The 14516-nt window shown below is 68.8% G+C and carries 16 protein-coding genes; 8 read left to right on the forward strand and 8 right to left on the reverse strand.

The genetic code is table 11. The annotated features are described in order from the left end of the window. Positions 1 to 3 precede the first annotated feature (3 nt). Positions 4 to 975, reverse strand: a complete 972-nt coding sequence (locus VV02_RS03755) for a hypothetical protein (RefSeq protein WP_052589941.1) — start codon at positions 973 to 975, stop codon at positions 4 to 6. A gap of 25 nt (positions 976 to 1000) precedes the next feature. After that, positions 1001 to 1294, reverse strand: a complete 294-nt coding sequence (locus tag VV02_RS03760; RefSeq protein WP_052589943.1) for a hypothetical protein — start codon at positions 1292 to 1294, stop codon at positions 1001 to 1003. Between the two features lie 68 nt (positions 1295 to 1362). On the opposite strand from VV02_RS03760, the gene VV02_RS03765 reads away from it, so the two are divergent. Then, the gene (locus tag VV02_RS03765; protein WP_052589945.1) at positions 1363 to 1956 is read left to right on the forward strand and encodes a TetR/AcrR family transcriptional regulator; all 594 of its coding nucleotides are present in this window, start codon (positions 1363 to 1365) and stop codon (positions 1954 to 1956) included. A gap of 110 nt (positions 1957 to 2066) precedes the next feature. Here the strand turns inward: VV02_RS03765 and VV02_RS03770 are convergent, their stop codons facing one another. Together VV02_RS03770 and VV02_RS03775 are read right to left on the reverse strand one after the other, a co-directional pair. Then, a complete protein-coding gene (locus tag VV02_RS03770; protein ID WP_157063260.1) occupies positions 2067 to 2333 on the reverse strand; it encodes a hypothetical protein in 267 nt (88 codons plus the stop codon). Continuing rightward, on the reverse strand, positions 2330 to 2965 hold the full coding sequence (locus tag VV02_RS03775; protein ID WP_052589948.1) for an HNH endonuclease family protein: 636 nt from the start codon (positions 2963 to 2965) through the stop codon (positions 2330 to 2332). The genes VV02_RS03770 and VV02_RS03775 overlap by 4 nt, the downstream gene beginning before the upstream one ends. Before the next feature lie 175 nt (positions 2966 to 3140). On the opposite strand from VV02_RS03775, the gene VV02_RS03780 reads away from it, so the two are divergent. The 4 genes from VV02_RS03780 to VV02_RS03795 all read left to right on the forward strand — a co-directional run bounded on the left by VV02_RS03780 (position 3141) and on the right by VV02_RS03795 (position 8827). Next, positions 3141 to 5714, forward strand: coding sequence for a circularly permuted type 2 ATP-grasp protein (locus VV02_RS03780; RefSeq protein WP_052589950.1), 2574 nt, complete (start codon positions 3141 to 3143; stop codon positions 5712 to 5714). A gap of 1 nt (position 5715) precedes the next feature. After that, a complete protein-coding gene (locus tag VV02_RS03785; RefSeq protein ID WP_052589952.1) occupies positions 5716 to 6642 on the forward strand; it encodes a transglutaminase family protein in 927 nt (308 codons plus the stop codon). Continuing rightward, positions 6629 to 7252 (forward strand): DUF4190 domain-containing protein, encoded by a 624-nt coding sequence (locus VV02_RS03790; RefSeq protein ID WP_157063261.1) that lies wholly within the window; start codon positions 6629 to 6631, stop codon positions 7250 to 7252. Before VV02_RS03785 ends, VV02_RS03790 begins: the two co-directional genes overlap by 14 nt. Positions 7253 to 7327: 75 nt before the next feature. Next, positions 7328 to 8827 carry a flavin-containing monooxygenase gene (locus tag VV02_RS03795; protein WP_052589955.1) on the forward strand — a complete coding sequence of 500 codons (1500 nt, stop codon included), beginning with the start codon at positions 7328 to 7330 and terminating at the stop codon, positions 8825 to 8827. Between the two features lie 218 nt (positions 8828 to 9045). Here VV02_RS03795 and VV02_RS03800 read toward each other — a convergent pair whose 3' ends face one another. Together VV02_RS03800 and VV02_RS03805 are read right to left on the reverse strand one after the other, a co-directional pair. Then, entirely contained in the window at positions 9046 to 9285 is a 240-nt protein-coding gene (locus VV02_RS03800) for a hypothetical protein (protein WP_052589957.1), read from the reverse strand. Continuing rightward, a complete protein-coding gene (locus tag VV02_RS03805) occupies positions 9282 to 9980 on the reverse strand; it encodes a type IV toxin-antitoxin system AbiEi family antitoxin domain-containing protein (RefSeq protein ID WP_052589959.1) in 699 nt (232 codons plus the stop codon). The genes VV02_RS03800 and VV02_RS03805 overlap by 4 nt, the downstream gene beginning before the upstream one ends. 255 nt (positions 9981 to 10235) lie before the next feature. On the opposite strand from VV02_RS03805, the gene VV02_RS03810 reads away from it, so the two are divergent. The 3 genes from VV02_RS03810 to VV02_RS03820 are packed head-to-tail and all read left to right on the forward strand — an operon-like array spanning position 10236 to position 13530. After that, a complete protein-coding gene (locus VV02_RS03810) occupies positions 10236 to 11411 on the forward strand; it encodes an acyl-CoA dehydrogenase family protein (protein WP_218917484.1) in 1176 nt (391 codons plus the stop codon). Beyond that, positions 11408 to 12424 carry an asparaginase gene (locus tag VV02_RS03815; protein ID WP_052589963.1) on the forward strand — a complete coding sequence of 339 codons (1017 nt, stop codon included), beginning with the start codon at positions 11408 to 11410 and terminating at the stop codon, positions 12422 to 12424. Before VV02_RS03810 ends, VV02_RS03815 begins: the two co-directional genes overlap by 4 nt. Beyond that, positions 12421 to 13530, forward strand: a complete 1110-nt coding sequence (locus VV02_RS03820; protein WP_052589965.1) for a CaiB/BaiF CoA transferase family protein — start codon at positions 12421 to 12423, stop codon at positions 13528 to 13530. Before VV02_RS03815 ends, VV02_RS03820 begins: the two co-directional genes overlap by 4 nt. Before the next feature lie 3 nt (positions 13531 to 13533). On the opposite strand, the gene VV02_RS03825 is transcribed toward VV02_RS03820, so the two are convergent. Both VV02_RS03825 and VV02_RS03830 read right to left on the reverse strand, forming a co-directional pair. Beyond that, the gene (locus VV02_RS03825; protein WP_052589967.1) at positions 13534 to 14154 is read right to left on the reverse strand and encodes a GTP-binding protein; all 621 of its coding nucleotides are present in this window, start codon (positions 14152 to 14154) and stop codon (positions 13534 to 13536) included. Further along, on the reverse strand, positions 14135 to 14515 hold the full coding sequence (locus tag VV02_RS03830; RefSeq protein ID WP_052589969.1) for a DUF742 domain-containing protein: 381 nt from the start codon (positions 14513 to 14515) through the stop codon (positions 14135 to 14137). The genes VV02_RS03825 and VV02_RS03830 overlap by 20 nt, the downstream gene beginning before the upstream one ends. Between the last annotated feature and the right edge of the window lies 1 nt (position 14516).

Consider the following 14516-nt stretch of genomic DNA (forward strand, 5'->3'; position numbering starts at 1 on the left):
CAGTCACTCCGGCTCTCCCCGGTCCATCGCAGGCACGCTCGCCCGGATCTGGTCCGACGTCACACGTTGAGGCACAGCGTCTCTGGACGTGATGCGCGCCCAGGTGCTTCCAGACGGCGCGAACGCACCCAGTGAGCCCACGACGATGTACCGCCTGATGTCATGTCCTCGCTCGTACCAGAACGGTGCGAGATAGACGGCATATCGACGGCCGGGCACGAGGTGTGCGGCCTCTGCGGTCGTCGCGAACGGCGAGGCAGGTGTGCCCATCTGATGAATCGTGAGCTGCTGACCGGACTTCTTCGTGCCCGCCCATGACCGCACAACAGTTGCGCGCAGCAGGGTCGCCTTGTCAGCGCCGGCACCGCTGTCGGCTGCTGGCTCAGTGCCCGGTGAGGCGGCCCAGACAATCTCCGGAGACGGGTCCGCGACGACCTCGATCTCCACGATCTCGGTGCTCTTCTCGGCCAGCTGGTCCAGGGAGCTGTAACTGCGTGTCCAGTCGACCTCGACGTGGTTGGTGGACGGTGACGGCGAGGGCTGCGTCCCGCGGCCAGGGATCGCGTCGGGCGAGCAGATTTGCTGGACGATCTGACCGTCGTTGACGCAGCCGGTGACACGGCGCGCCCAGCCGGGGCCGCCGCCAGAGATGGACGTGTTGTCGGTGAAGATTTCGATGCGCCCATCGGCGAGCACTCGGATGTGGTCGCGAACGGGCTCGGCCTCGTCGGTCAGGGAGGTCATGGTCGCCTCTGCTCCGCGGGAGGCCGCGTGCGCGGTGCGCAGACACCGCAGTGGCTGGCCGGACAGCGCGTAGGTGCCGATCGGGAGGCTGACCGATCCGCAGCTCGCCAAGCGCGACCGCCGGTCGAACTGCTGCGCCACCGCATCCTTGCCGACGTGCTGGCTGCAACCGGTCAGCAGGACCGCGAAGACGCCCAGCGCGCCCCAGCCGACCTGCGTACGTCTCCCCATGAACCGATGCTACGGAGCGTTCAGCTCAGTGCGGATCACCATTCAGCGTCGGTTCTGCAGTGGGCGCGGAGGAGGCGTCGCCGCCAAGGCGCTGGGTGCCGTAGCGGACCGCTGCGGCTTGCCAGGCCGGCGTGCTGCTGCGATCGGCGTACGACGTCGCAGCCTTGCGGGCCGCGGCCTCGACGTCCCGGCCGGTCGCCTGCCAACGGTCACTGCGACGCAGGCGGGACAGGACGGCGTACGCGATCAGACCGAGCACGGCGATGACTCCGACAACCAGCGCGAGACGGACGGCGAGCACGGTCAGGACGGTCCACATGGCAACTCCTTTGATGTAGCACGATGATGCTAAATAACAATGTAGCAAGGACGTGCTAGAAAGGCCCAATGCCCAAGGTCGTTGATTCCCAGGAGCGTCGCCGCGTCGTCTTCGATGCGGTCTATGACGTGATCGTCGAGCAGGGCATCGCGCAGGTCTCGCTTCAGCGCGTGGCGTCGGCGGCTGACCTGGCGGTGGGCTCGGTGCGCCACTACTTCGCGTCCCAGGAGGTGCTGCTGAGCGAGGCCGCGACCGAGCTGATCGATCGTGTCTCGGCGCGTCTCGAGCAGCATCGTGCGCAGTTGGACGACGGCGCCGAACCGCTCGACGTCGCCAAGGCGATGTTCGCCGAGATGCTGCCGCTGAACGCCACTACGTCCCGCGAGGTGACGGTCTGGCTCGAGTACAACGTGGCCGCTCGCACGACGCCATCACTCCGGCCGGCGGCGCGGGAGCTGCATCAGGGTCTGCGGACGCTCGCCCGCATCGCGGTCGGCGCGACGGGCCCGCGGCCGGCGGCGCAGTTCGAGGTCGAGGTCGAGCGGCTGGCCGCCCTCGTGGACGGGCTCGCGATGGCCGCCACTCTCTACCCGCGCGATCTCACCCGAAAGGGCGCCAAAGAGACCCTCGACCGCCACCTCGACCAGCTCTGGGCCGGGTGACGGATGCCAGATGCCTCCCCACCTCGCAGATGACCCTCATCGAAGAGAGTCATCTGCGAGACAGAGAGGCATCTGGCGCGACCAGTCGGTGCTGACCGGTCAGGAAAGGTTCAGGACAGGTCGGGCACCGGCTGGGTCGACTTGCTGTACTTCTCGGCCGCCTTCTGCTGGAACTCCGGCAGGTCGGCCTCGGTGGCGGGACCCGCGGAGTCGGTGACGACGTACCACTCCTCGGCACCGGCGTACCGGACCGTGGCGACCGCTTGACCGGCCGCGGTGAGCTGGCTCGACAGCTCGACCTCGCCCGTGACCACTCCGACCTCGTCGGTCATGATCCCGCCGGGAGGCGCCGTGAACGTGGTGGAGAGCGCGGTCATGAGGAGCATCCGTTCAGGAGAGTGGTGAGGGCGTCGACCTCGGCCTGCTGGGCGGACAGGCCCCAGGCGTGCTTCGAGGCGACCCAGATCTTGGCGTAGGTGCAGCGGTACGCCGTCCGGGTGGGCTGCCAGGTCGACGGGTCCTGGTCGCCCTTGGACCGGTTGGAGGACGCGGAGACCGCGATCAGCTGGGAGTGCTCGAGGTCGTTGGCGAAGTCCTGGCGCTTGGCGGTCGTCCAGCCGGACGCGCCGGAGCGCCAAGCCTCGGCGAGCGGGACCACGTGATCGATGTCGAAGGTGCCGGGGTCGGAGGTGGTGACTCCGTCGTACTCGGAGTACCAGGAGCCGTCGGTGGCCTTGCAGGCGGAATCGACGCTGACGCCGGTGCCGTCACGCTTCAACACCTCCTCACGGGTGTCACACGTGCCCTCGATGGTGATCCAGTGGGGGAACTTGTCGCGGCTGTAGCCGGTCATGGAGCCCTCGGTCTTCACGGTGAGTGAGGCGAGGTACGACTTCGCGGTGGAGGTCGACGGAATGCCTGGCGGGGTAGCGCTGGCCTGTGATGGGAAGGTGACCGCAAGGAGGAGCACGGTCAAGATGGCACCCAGGGTGTTGCGTGTCCGTGTCATACCTCCACGCTCCCGAGCCGCACCCCATCGGCTGGCCAACTCCATCTGACACCTTCGCCAAGACCCGGCCAACGGTTGGTCAAGCACGTCGTACGCCGGTTGTCCGGCAGGTGATCTGGGCCACTTCCGCGTGGGGGCTCGGGCGCTGTCCGGGCCACCGCCTACGCTCACTGAGATGTCAGCCGAGGTCAACGCCGATTCCGGTGGCGCGCTGGACGCCTACCGGGAGCTGTTGGCGTCTCAGGCGATTCACCCCGGACCGGACGCCCAGCCGATCGTCGATGAGCTGTTCGGACCGGACGGCGTACGCCCCGAGCACGAGGCCTTGGCCGACACCATCGAAGGGATGGGCACGACCGGCCTGCTGACGCGCGCGGCGCGGGCCAAGCGGTTCGTGCAGAGCGACGGCGTCACCTACGGCAGCGCCGAGGACGGCCGACAGGGCAACAACTGGCACCTCGACCCGCTGCCCGTCATTCTCGGCGCCCAGGAGTGGGCCGATCTCGAGGCCGGTCTGGCGCAGCGTGCCCACCTGCTCGACCTGGTGCTGTCCGACCTCTACGGCGAGCGGACGCTGCTGCACCGTCGCGTCGTGCCGCCCGAGGTCGTGCTCGGCCAGAGGGGTTTCATCCGTCAGGTCGACCGGGTGCGACTGCCGAGTGCTCAACAGCTCTTCATGACCGCGACCGACCTCGCCCGCGGCGCCGACGGCCAGTGGCAGGTCATCGCCGACCGCACCCAGGCACCGTCCGGAGCCGGCTACGCCATGGCCAACCGGCGCATCATCACGCGCACGATGCCGGCGCTGCACCGCGGCACCGATCTCGCGCGCCTGCGGAGCTTCTTCCACACCATGCGGGTCGCCCTGCAGGACGTCGCACCCGAGACCAGCGAGGCGCCGCGCGTCGTGCTGCTGAGCCCCGGTTCGGGCAGTGAGACCGCGTTCGACCAGGCGTTCACCGCGACCCTGCTCGGCTTCCCGCTGGTCGAGGCCGATGACCTCACCATGCGCGACGGGCGGGTCTGGGTGCGCAGCACCGGCCGGCTAGAGCCGGTCGACGTGATCCTTCGTCGAGTCGACGCCGAATGGTCGGATCCCCTTGAGCTGCGGACGGATTCGCAGCTCGGAGTGCCTGGCTTGATCGAGGCCACCCGCCGCGGGACGGTCGCCGTCGTCAACCCGATCGGCGCTGGCGTCCTCGAAAATCCCGGGCTCCAGCACTTCCTCGGTGACATCGCCCGCGAGGTGCTGGGCGAAGACCTCACCCTGCCTGCGCCGCCGTCATGGTGGTGCGGTGACGACACCGAGCGCTCGCACGTGCTGGCCCATCTCGACGAGCTCGTGGTCAAGCCCATCTCCCGCGACGTGCACAGCGAGAGCGAGTTCGGCTGGACCCTGAGCAAGGCCGAGCTGGACGACCTGCGGCGCCGGGTCGAGGCGCAGCCGTGGGCGTGGACCGCTCAAGAGGTCGTGCCCTCGTCGTCCGCGCCTGTGGTCACCCGTCGCGGTCTGGAGCCGCGGCGTCTGGTGCTGCGCACGTTCGCCGTCGCGCAGGGCGGCAGCTACACGTTCATGCCCGGCGGGCTCGGTCGCGTTGCCACGGACATCGGCCAGCACCTCGTCACCGGTGGCACCGGTGCGCTCGCCAAGGACGTCTGGGTACGCGCCGCCTCCGAGCCGTCCGCGGAGCCCTGGACCCAACGGCTGAGCGACCGTGTCGTGGCTCACCCGTCCGCAGCACCGACGGCGGGCATGGCCCCGCGCGTGGCCGAGGACCTCTTCTGGATCGGGCGCTACGCCGAGCGCGCCGAGAGCACGGCCCGCCTGCTCAAGGTCGCCGATGACCTGACCGAGGACTTCGCGGGCCGTCCGGGTTCGCTCGGTGCTGCTGCGATGACCGCGATCCTCGAGGCCGTCGCCACCGTCACGACCGTCCCGTGGGAGGCCCCCGAGGACACCGAGGCACCACCCGTCCCGCGGCTCCGCGCATTGGTGACCGACCGTCGTACGCCGGGCAGTGTCGGTTTCGCCGTCGTCCGACTGGTGCAGGCGGCCCAGCAAGTCCGCGACCAGCTCTCCCTCGACACCTGGCCCGTGCTCAGCCGCCTCGAGCAGACGCTCGCGGCCGAGGAGTCCGACGAGTCGCAGCTGCAGGCGCTCCTCGAGCAGCTGCTGGAGTCGTTGCTCGCACTGGCCGGTGTGGTCGCGCAGAGCATGATCCGCGACCGGACCTGGGCCTACATCGACGCCGGTGGCCGCGTGGAGCGCGCCCAGCTCACGGTGTCGTTGCTCCAGGCCACACTCGCGCTCGAGCGCTCGCCCGTCATCGAGGGGCAGATCACCGAGTCCGTGCTCGTCGCGGGCGAGAGCGTGATCACCCACCGACGCCGGTCGGCGTCCGGTCTCGGACCTGCGTCCCCGGTGCAGTCGGCGCTCGACCTGCTGCTGCTCGACCGGCTCAATCCGCGGTCGGTCGCCTACCAGCTCGACCGGCTGGGCGAGGACCTCACCCTCATCGGCGACGAGGCGCAGGCGGCCCTCAGCAGTGAAGTGGCGCAGCGGTTGCAGCACGCGGACGTGGTGCACCTTGCCGGCTCCGGCCGAGCAGGGCTGGCCGAGCTGCTGGGCGGGCTCGACCACGACCTGCGCGGCCTGGCCGATGCGATCAGCCGCCACCACTTCGTCCGCAAGGCGACCCAGCGCACCCACCTCACCGAGTGGACGCTCGCTCGACTGGAGGCCCACTGACATGGGCAATCAGGCTGACGCGGATTTCGAGCCGCGCCGCTACCAGGTGCGGCACCGGACGACCTACCTCTACGAGGAAGACGTCACCGGCTGCTACGAACGCGGCTGCCTGCGCCCCCGTGACACCCCGAGCCAGCACGTCATCTCCAACGACATCGAGGTCACGCCCGAGCCGGACCTGATGGCCGACCACGTCGACCACTTCGGCAACCACAGCCACTACGTCGAGGTACGCACCCCGCACACCGAGTTGTCCGTCACCAAGACGTCACTCGTCGACGTCGACTGGCCGCGCGCCGACCTCGACCAGCTCAATCAGCACACCGTCGCTCAGGCGGTCGCCACGCTGCGCGACGATGCCGACCCGGTGGAGCGGACGTCGTACCTCTTGCCGTCGGCGCTGGTCGATCTCGCGCCGTCGGTCCACGCGTACGCCGCCCGCATCCTCACCGCGGACAAGCCGCTGGGGGACGCGCTCGTCGATCTGACCCGCACGATCTTCGCCGACTTCAGCTATGCCAAGGGCGCCACCTCGGTCAAGACCACGCTGCCCGAGCTGCTCGACAAGAAGGAAGGCGTCTGCCAGGACTTCGCCCACCTCGCGGTCGGCTGCTTGCGCTCGATCGGGCTGCCCGGGCGTTATGTCAGCGGCTACATCGAGACCCAGCCGCCGCCCGGCAAACCCAAGCTCGCGGGCTCCGACGCCTCGCACGCGTGGGCCGCGGCGATGGTGCCCGGAGGCGGGTGGATCGACATGGATCCGACCAACGACCACCTCGCCGACTCCCGCTACATCGTCACTGCGTGGGGCCGCGACTTCCGCGACGTGTCGCCGCTCAAGGGCGTCATCTTCACCGAGTCGCCGTCGTCCAAGCTCGAGGTCGCGGTGGATGTGACGCGGGTCGACGCGACCGATGAGTCAGACTGACGCCGTGATCGCCTGTCCCAGCTGCGGCCGTACGGTTCCGCCCGACGCCTCCCACTGTCCTGCCTGCGGCTTCGCCCTGAGCGCCGCCCAGCCGGGCACCGAACCGGCCGACCCCTACGCACCGCCCGCTCCCGGGTCGATACCGCAGCGCCCGCCCGAGCCTCCGGCGTACGGCAGCCAGCCTCCGGCGTACGGCAGCCAGCCTCCGGCGTACGGCAGCCAGCCTCCGGCGTCCGGCCAGTCGGCCTACGGCCAGCAGCCGTACGACACCCCGCCACCGGCGTACGGCAGCCAGCCACCCACGTACGGCCAGCCGGGTCCCTACGGGCAGAGTCCTTACGGCCAGCCGACCTACCCGTCGTACGGCGGCTATCCCACTGCGCCGGGCACGTCGGGGATGGCGATCGCGGCCCTCGTGTGCAGCCTCGCGGGGTTCGTGACGTGCCTGACCTTCATCATCGGCCTGGTCCTGGGCATCGTGGCGCTCAATGAAACTGGCCCGGGCCAGAAGGAAGGCCGCGGTATGGCCATCGCGGGCATCGTCATCGGCGGAATCGGGACGGTGGGCTTCCTGCTGTTCGTCCTCGCGTACGCCATCGGCGGCGCTTGATCCGTCGCTGACCCTCTCCCGTTCTGGCCGGCCGTAAGTTACCGTGGCGTAGGTCACAGGATGAGGGAGACAGCGATGCAGGACACCGAGCACTACGACGTCGTCATTGTCGGCGCAGGCATCTCCGGCATTGGTGCTGCCTACCGGCTGCAGACCATGTCGCCCGGCAAGAGCTATCTGATCGTCGAGGCCCGTGAGTCGTTGGGCGGCACCTGGGACTTGTTCAAGTACCCCGGGCTGCGCTCGGACTCGGACATGTTCACGCTGGGCTTCCCGTTCGAGCCGTGGCGTGGGGAGAAGTCGATCGCGGACGGCGCCGACATCCTCCAGTACGTCAAGGACACGGCCGCCAAGCACGGCATCGACCAGCGAATTCGCTTCGGCACCAAGGTTGCTCACGGTTCGTGGTCGTCCGAGGACGCGACGTGGACCCTCGATCTCGAGACGGCGGAGGGCGCCGGCCAGGTGACGTCGAGCTTCGTCTATTTCGCGTCGGGCTACTACAACTACGCCGAGGGCTACACGCCGGAGTTCCCGGGACGTGAGTCGTTCCAAGGTGAGCTGATCCACCCGCAGTTCTGGCCGGAGGGCCTCGACGTCGCAGGCAAGAAGGTCGTGGTGATCGGCTCCGGCGCGACCGCGGTGACACTCATCCCGGCGCTGGTCGCGCAGGGCACCGAGCACGTCACGATGCTGCAGCGGACACCGACCTACATCCTGCCGCTGCCGGCCAAGGACCCCATCGCCAACCTCGCCCGCAAGCTGCCTCACGCGCAGGCAGCGCACACGTTCAACCGGTGGAGCAACGCGGTCAAGACGATCGCGTTCTACCAGTTCTCGCGGCGGATGCCCCGGACCGCGACCAAGGTGCTGACCGCGGGACCGCGGATCGCGATGCGCGGCTCGGCGGCGTACGACCCCAAGGACTTCCAGCCGCCCTACAAGCCCTGGGACCAGCGCGTCTGCATCATCCCCGACGGCGACCTGTTCGCGACGCTGCGCGAGGGCGGCGCGAGCATCGTCACTGACACGATCGACACGTTCGTCCCCGAGGGCATCCGGACCAGCTCTGGCGAGGTCCTCGAGGCCGACATCGTTGTGAGCGCAACGGGATTGGCCATGCAGATGGCCGGTGGCGCGACACTGGACATCGACGGCGAGAAGGTCGACTACGGCGCGCACTACGTCTACCGCGGCTGCATGCTCGAGGGCGTACCCAACGCCGCGATCGCGATCGGCTACACCAACGCGTCCTGGACACTGCGGGCCGACCTGTCAGCGACGTTCTTCTGCAAGTTCGTCAACCAGGTCAGCGACAACGGCTTCGCCTTCGCCTACCCGCGGGTGAGCGGACAGCTGACGCCGGGGCCGGTCCTCGACCTGACGTCGGGTTACGTGCAGCGGTCGATGGCCAAGTTCCCGAAGCGGGGCGACAAGGCGCCATGGCTGGTCCGGCAGAACTTCCTGCTCGACTCGTTGGACATGCGTCGGGCCAAGCCGACGGACGAGATGCGCTTCGTCCGGCCCGGCGAGGCGATCCGCCCCGGAGTCGGCACCGCCGCCGGAGCCGCCTGACCGTCGTACGCCCCCGCCCACCCCTCCCCGCGCGCCGGAAGACCGAGCGGGCGTCCGCTCACCTCGCGTACGCCCCACCCACCCTCCCGTGGCCGTTCGCTCGCGCACTACTCCTACTGTTCGCTGTCGCAAAGTGACTCGCTACCTCGCAGATGTCTCCCCTCGATGAGGGTCACCTGAGAGTTGGCGAGTCACTTTGCGACTGCAACCGGACCGCCTCACGCTGCCTCGGCACACCGCTGGACTCCCTCCGTCAGTCGACGGTGAATGAGCGCGGGTGAGTCGAGGTTGGCCCAGATGAACCGTTCGAAGTCCCAACGAAGTCGCCGGCAGTCATCCTCACGCAGCTTCTCCTTCTCGAGCACGTCCTGACCTTCGGCCGCTCGATACTTCTTCAACCCGTCGAACTCGATGAGTAGCCGAGTTCCCTTGACCCGGAAGTCAGTTCGCGCGATCACTCGACTCCCGCGGAGGACGCGGAACTGTGGCTCGACCGCGATCCCGAGTCCTCGCAGATCAGTCGCAGTCGTGACTCACCGACTGACTCGCTCGACCCGTCGCACCGATCGAGCATCGCGCGCATCCTGCCGACGCCCATCGTCTCCTCGTGCTCGGCCACCGCGTAGATGAGGTCGTCCATCGTGACCAGCTTGCGCTTAAGTGCATGGTCGGCAGAGACGACGCCAGCTACGACCCCGAAGCGTGCGGCAGTCTGAGCGATTGCCCAGGCCGGCGTCACCGTCGCCCACCCATCGACGGCCTTGACCTCCGGCGGGCGAGTGGTCCGGATCGTCCGGAAGGCACCGCGCGTGCGAGTGGGACCGTCGTTGGTCCACGTCGCGTACGCCGTCGCGAGGTCCACGCCATAGACATCGAGGCCGTGCAGGACGAGTGCCGAGTGGTGGCTGGCGACGGCCGTCGGATGGCCGAGGAGGAGCGCCTTGATGAGCTGACGATGCGCCTCCTCGGGTCCTTCGGGTGCCTCGCCCACGGCGTACACCCCGCGGCCGAGATGTCGCACCATGCCACGACGGACCCAGGCACGCAGGTCGTCCTTGCGGATGCCAAGGCGCCGTGCGTCCGCGGGGACGAACAATCGCTCCGGTCGCAACGCAAGGGTCCCGAGAGCGGCATCGTCGTCGGTGTCGGGCATGGTCAGAGCCTGGCGGAATTCGGCCGTGGGTCCGGTTGGCCCTGTGGACAGCGTGATTGGCCAAGCCAGGTGACTCGCTACCTCGCAGATGTCTCCCCTCGAGGAGGGTCACCCTCGAGTTAGCGAGTCACTTTGCGGACGCAAAGGGTTCGCGGGCCGGACGGCGACGCGCCAACGTGAACGTGACCGGCCATGTCGGCTGAGCACGAGACAAGGGTGAGGGTTCGGGAGAGTTGCGGACCCGCGTACGGGATGATGAGACCCATGGCACAAACACTTGAGCAGCTCTTCGCGATCGACAGTCTGATTCATGACGACGAACGCGAGATCGCCAAGGCCGTGCGGCATTTCGTCGATCAGCGGGTCCGGCCGCACATCGCGGACTGGTTCGACACCGGCAAGGTTCCGGCCCGCGAGCTGACCAAGGAGCTGGGCGAGCTCGGCGTCCTCGGGATGCACCTCGAGGGTTACGGCTGCGCGGGCATGAGCGCGACGACGTATGGCCTGGCGTGCCAAGAGCTGGAGGCCGGCGACTCCGGGATCCGCAGCCTGGTGTCGGTGCAGGGTTCGCTGGCGATGTACTCGATCCACGCCTACGGGTCCGAGGAGCAGAAGCAGGAGTGGCTACCTCGCATGGCAAAAGGCGAGGTGATCGGCTGCTTCGGGCTGACCGAGCCGGACTTCGGGTCCAACCCCGGCGGCATGCGCACACGCGCCAAGCAGGACGGCGACGACTGGGTCCTCAACGGCACCAAGATGTGGATCACCAACGGTGCGGTCGCCGATGTCGCGGTGGTCTGGGCGCAGACCGACGACAAGATGCGCGGCTTCGTCGTCCCGACCGACACCAAGGGTTTCTCCGCGCCCGAGATCCACAAGAAGATGTCGCTGCGCGCGTCCGTGACCGCCGAGCTGGTCCTCGAGGACGTACGCCTGCCGAAGTCCGCGATGCTCCCCGGCGCCCGTGGCCTGTCCGGTCCGCTGGGCTGTCTGAACGAGGCGCGCTTCGGCATCATCTTCGGGTCGATGGGTGCGGCGCGTGACTGCCTGGAGACCACGATCGCGTACGCCCAGGATCGGCTGGTCTTCGACAAGTCGCTCGCGTCCTACCAGCTGACCCAGGCCAAGCTCGCCGACATGGCGCTCGAGCTCGGCAAGGGACAGCTGCTCGCGCTCCACCTCGGCCGCCTGAAGGACGCTGGCCACGTCGACGCAGCGCAGGTCAGCGTCGGCAAGCTCAACAACACCCGCGAGGCCATCAAGATCGCGCGCGAGTGCCGCACCATCCTGGGCGCCAACGGAATCACGTTGGAATACCCCGTGATTCGACATGCCAACAACCTCGAGTCCGTCCTCACCTACGAAGGGACATCAGAAGTGCATCAGCTCGTCATCGGCAAGGCTCTGACCGGAGCCGAGGCTTTTCGGTGAATGATCAGCCCCGCACACCGCAGGTCGCCTACTTCGCGCTAGGCGGGACCATCGCCAGCGTGCCGCCCGCGCCGGGAGAGCCGGCTCAGCCCGGTCTCTCGGCGGCCCAGATCGCGGCCGGCATCCCCGGTCTCGAGGACATCGCGGTCGTCAAGGCCGAGGACCTCATGAAGGTCAGCTCGGCGCGCCTCTCACTCAGCCACGTGCTGCAGCTGCGTGACGCGGCACTCGCCGCGGTCGAGGCCGGCGCCACCGGAGTCGTCGTGTCCCAGGGCACCGACTCACTGGAGGAGACGTCGTACGCCCTCGACGTCCTCTGGGACCGCCCCGAGCCCGTGGTCTTCACCGGCGCGATGCGCAACCCGTCGCTGCTGAGCCCGGACGGCGCGGCCAACCTGATGGCCGCGGTCCGCACGGCCGCCGACGAGCAGGCGCGCGATCAGGGCGTACTCGTTGTGCTGAACGATGAGGTGCACGCCGCCCGCTACGTCAGCAAGACGCACACCAGCAACGTGGCCACCTTCCAGTCGCCGGCAGCTGGCCGGATCGGCTGGCTCATCGAGGACCGGGTGCACTTCGCGCTCCGCGTGGAGCGGGTGCCCGCCCTCAAGGTGGCGAGCGATGCCGACATCCCGCCGGTCGCGCTCGTCACGATGACGCTCGGCGATGACGGCCGCATCCTGCGGGCGCTGCCGGTGCTCGCCTACCAGGGCGTCGTGCTGGCTGCGATGGGCGGCGGCCACGTCGCCCTCGAGTGGGTCGACCCGCTGCGCGGCCTGGCCGACAAGGTCCCGGTCGTGCTCGCCTCACGGACCGGAGCCGGCGAGATCCTGTCGAAGACGTACGGCTATCCGGGCAGCGAGGTCGCGCTCCTCGGCGCGGGCCTGATCCGGGCGGGTGCTCTCGATCCGCTGAAGGCGCGGGTACGCCTGAGCCTCGCCCTGGCAGCGGGCGTGCCCGCAGCTGAGGCGTTTGGCGCGACGGGCACGACCACGGGTCCCGTCACCGGGTGACGTCTCCCGCGCAAGAAGGGTCGCTGTCCGGCCTCGTCATCGCCGACTTCGGTCGGGTGCTGGCGGGGCCGTACGCCACCATGCTGCTGGCCGACCTCGGCGCCGAGGTGGTCAAGGTCGAGCGGCCGGGGACCGGGGACGACACCCGCCAGTGGGGTCCGCCGTTCACCGAGGACGGTGAGGCGACCTACTTTCTGTCGGTCAACCGCAACAAGTCCTCGCGGGTGCTCGACCTGCGGACCGACGAAGGCCGTTCTGCCGCAACGGATCTCATCGCCGAGGCCGATGTCGTGGTGGAGAACTTCCTGCCCGGTGCGATGGACCGTCTCGGGCTCGGCTACGACCATGCTCGGGCCGTCAACGATGACGTGATCTATTGCAGCATCACGGGATTCGGCCGTGACTCGACGTTGCCGGGCTACGACCTGCTGGTGCAGGGCGTGAGCGGTCTGATGTCGGTGACCGGCCCCTCACCGGACGAGCCCACCAAGGTCGGTGTCGCGCTGATCGACATCATCACCGGGCTGCACGCGGCCGTCGGCATCCTTGCCGCGCTGCGCCATCGGGACCGCACGGGCGAGGGTCAACGGGTCGAGGTCAACCTGCTCAGCTCGGCGCTGTCCGCGCTGGCCAACCAGGCGTCCGCCCACCTGCTGACCGGCGTCGTACCCCAGCCGACCGGCAACGCGCACCCCTCGATCGTGCCCTACGCGGTGTACGCCACCGCTGACCGGCCGCTCGTCCTCGCCGTGGGCAACGATCGCCAGTTCGGCTCTCTGGCAACGGTCCTCGGCGATCCAGGCTTGGCGAGCGATGAGCGCTTCGGGACCAATGCCGACCGTGTCGCGCACGCCGACGAGCTCCGAGAGCTGCTGGAAGCACACCTGACCCAGCACGCGGCCGACGTGTGGTCGGAGCGGTTGGCGGCGGCCGGCGTACCCGCTGGTCCGGTGAACGCACTCGATGAGGCGTTCGCCTTCGCCGAGCAGCTCGGTCTGCAACCCGTCACAGACGTCGAGGGAGTGCGGCAGGTGTCCCACCCGATCCGGCTCAGCGAGACACCGCCGACCTATCGGACCAGACCCCCGCGACTCCCCGAGGCGTGAGGATCAGGCGTCGGGGCTGGCCGGCGAGGCGCCGACCGGACGCGTCGCCGTCGAGAGCTGCTGCAGCGCGAACTCGGTGACCCGCACGAGGGCAGACTTGGCCGACTCACGGTCGCGCGCGTCGATCGGCATGATCGGCACGTGTGACGGGAGAGCGAGCGCCTCGGCGACCTCGTCGACGGGGTAGCGCTGGGTGCCGTCGAACTCGTTGACGGCGACGATGAACGGCAGACCCTTGGCCTCGAAGTAGTCGATCGCCGAGAACGCCTCGTCCAGACGGGCGGTGTCGACGATGACGATCGCACCGATCGCGCCGCGGACCAGGTCGTCCCACATGAACCAGAACCGGCGCTGTCCAGGAGTGCCGAAGAGGTAGAGCACGAGGTCGTCGGCCAGCGTGATGCGACCGAAGTCCATCGCGACAGTGGTCGTCGACTTCGACGGCGTCGCCGCGAGGTCGTCGGTGCCGGCGGAGACGTTGGTGACCAGCGCCTCGGTGCGCAGCGGCACGATCTCGGAGACAGCTCCGACAAGAGTGGTCTTGCCCACGCCGAATCCGCCGGCGACCACAATCTTGGTCGACGCGGATGCCGAGGCAGCGTGGCTAGATCGCCCGTAGTCCACGGAGGGTCCTTTCGATGAGGTCATGACGCTCGTCGACGGACGAGGTTTCAGAAAGCGTGGTTTGGACCCGGATGTGACCGGATTCGATGAGGTCGCCCAGCAACACACGGACAACACCCAGGGGTGCCCCGACCTTGGCGGACACCTCGGCAACCGACGGACTCGCTTCGCACACAGCGACAATCCTGGTCGTCAGGTCGTCCTCAGGCCAGTCCTGGTCCCAGGCGGACGGCTGGAGCTGCAACGTCGCCTCGACGGGCAGGTCGACGTTGGCCCGCGTACGTCCTGAGGTCAGGGCATAGGGCCGGACGATTCGCGCCTGGGGCGCGTCGTCTTCGGGTGCAGGGTCACGTGTTGCCATA

The sequence above is a fragment of the Luteipulveratus mongoliensis genome (assembly GCF_001190945.1).
Classification (GTDB): domain Bacteria; phylum Actinomycetota; class Actinomycetes; order Actinomycetales; family Dermatophilaceae; genus Luteipulveratus; species Luteipulveratus mongoliensis.

Bases quoted from the DNA above. Each gene is read 5' to 3' on its own strand.
- VV02_RS03765 (WP_052589945.1), top strand. From the start codon at position 1,363: ATGCCCAAGGTCGTTGATTCCCAGGAGCGTCGCCGCGTCGTCTTCGAT.
- VV02_RS03795 (WP_052589955.1), top strand. From the start codon at position 7,328: ATGCAGGACACCGAGCACTACGACGTCGTCATTGTCGGCGCAGGCATC.
- VV02_RS03780 (WP_052589950.1), top strand. From the start codon at position 3,141: ATGTCAGCCGAGGTCAACGCCGATTCCGGTGGCGCGCTGGACGCCTAC.
- VV02_RS03775 (WP_052589948.1), bottom strand. From the start codon at position 2,965: ATGACACGGACACGCAACACCCTGGGTGCCATCTTGACCGTGCTCCTC.
- VV02_RS03810 (WP_218917484.1), top strand. From the start codon at position 10,236: ATGAGACCCATGGCACAAACACTTGAGCAGCTCTTCGCGATCGACAGT.
- VV02_RS03760 (WP_052589943.1), bottom strand. From the start codon at position 1,294: ATGTGGACCGTCCTGACCGTGCTCGCCGTCCGTCTCGCGCTGGTTGTC.
- VV02_RS03770 (WP_157063260.1), bottom strand. From the start codon at position 2,333: ATGACCGCGCTCTCCACCACGTTCACGGCGCCTCCCGGCGGGATCATG.
- VV02_RS03830 (WP_052589969.1), bottom strand. From the start codon at position 14,515: ATGGCAACACGTGACCCTGCACCCGAAGACGACGCGCCCCAGGCGCGA.
- VV02_RS03755 (WP_052589941.1), bottom strand. From the start codon at position 975: ATGGGGAGACGTACGCAGGTCGGCTGGGGCGCGCTGGGCGTCTTCGCG.
- VV02_RS03805 (WP_052589959.1), bottom strand. From the start codon at position 9,980: ATGCCCGACACCGACGACGATGCCGCTCTCGGGACCCTTGCGTTGCGA.
- VV02_RS03785 (WP_052589952.1), top strand. From the start codon at position 5,716: ATGGGCAATCAGGCTGACGCGGATTTCGAGCCGCGCCGCTACCAGGTG.
- VV02_RS03790 (WP_157063261.1), top strand. From the start codon at position 6,629: ATGAGTCAGACTGACGCCGTGATCGCCTGTCCCAGCTGCGGCCGTACG.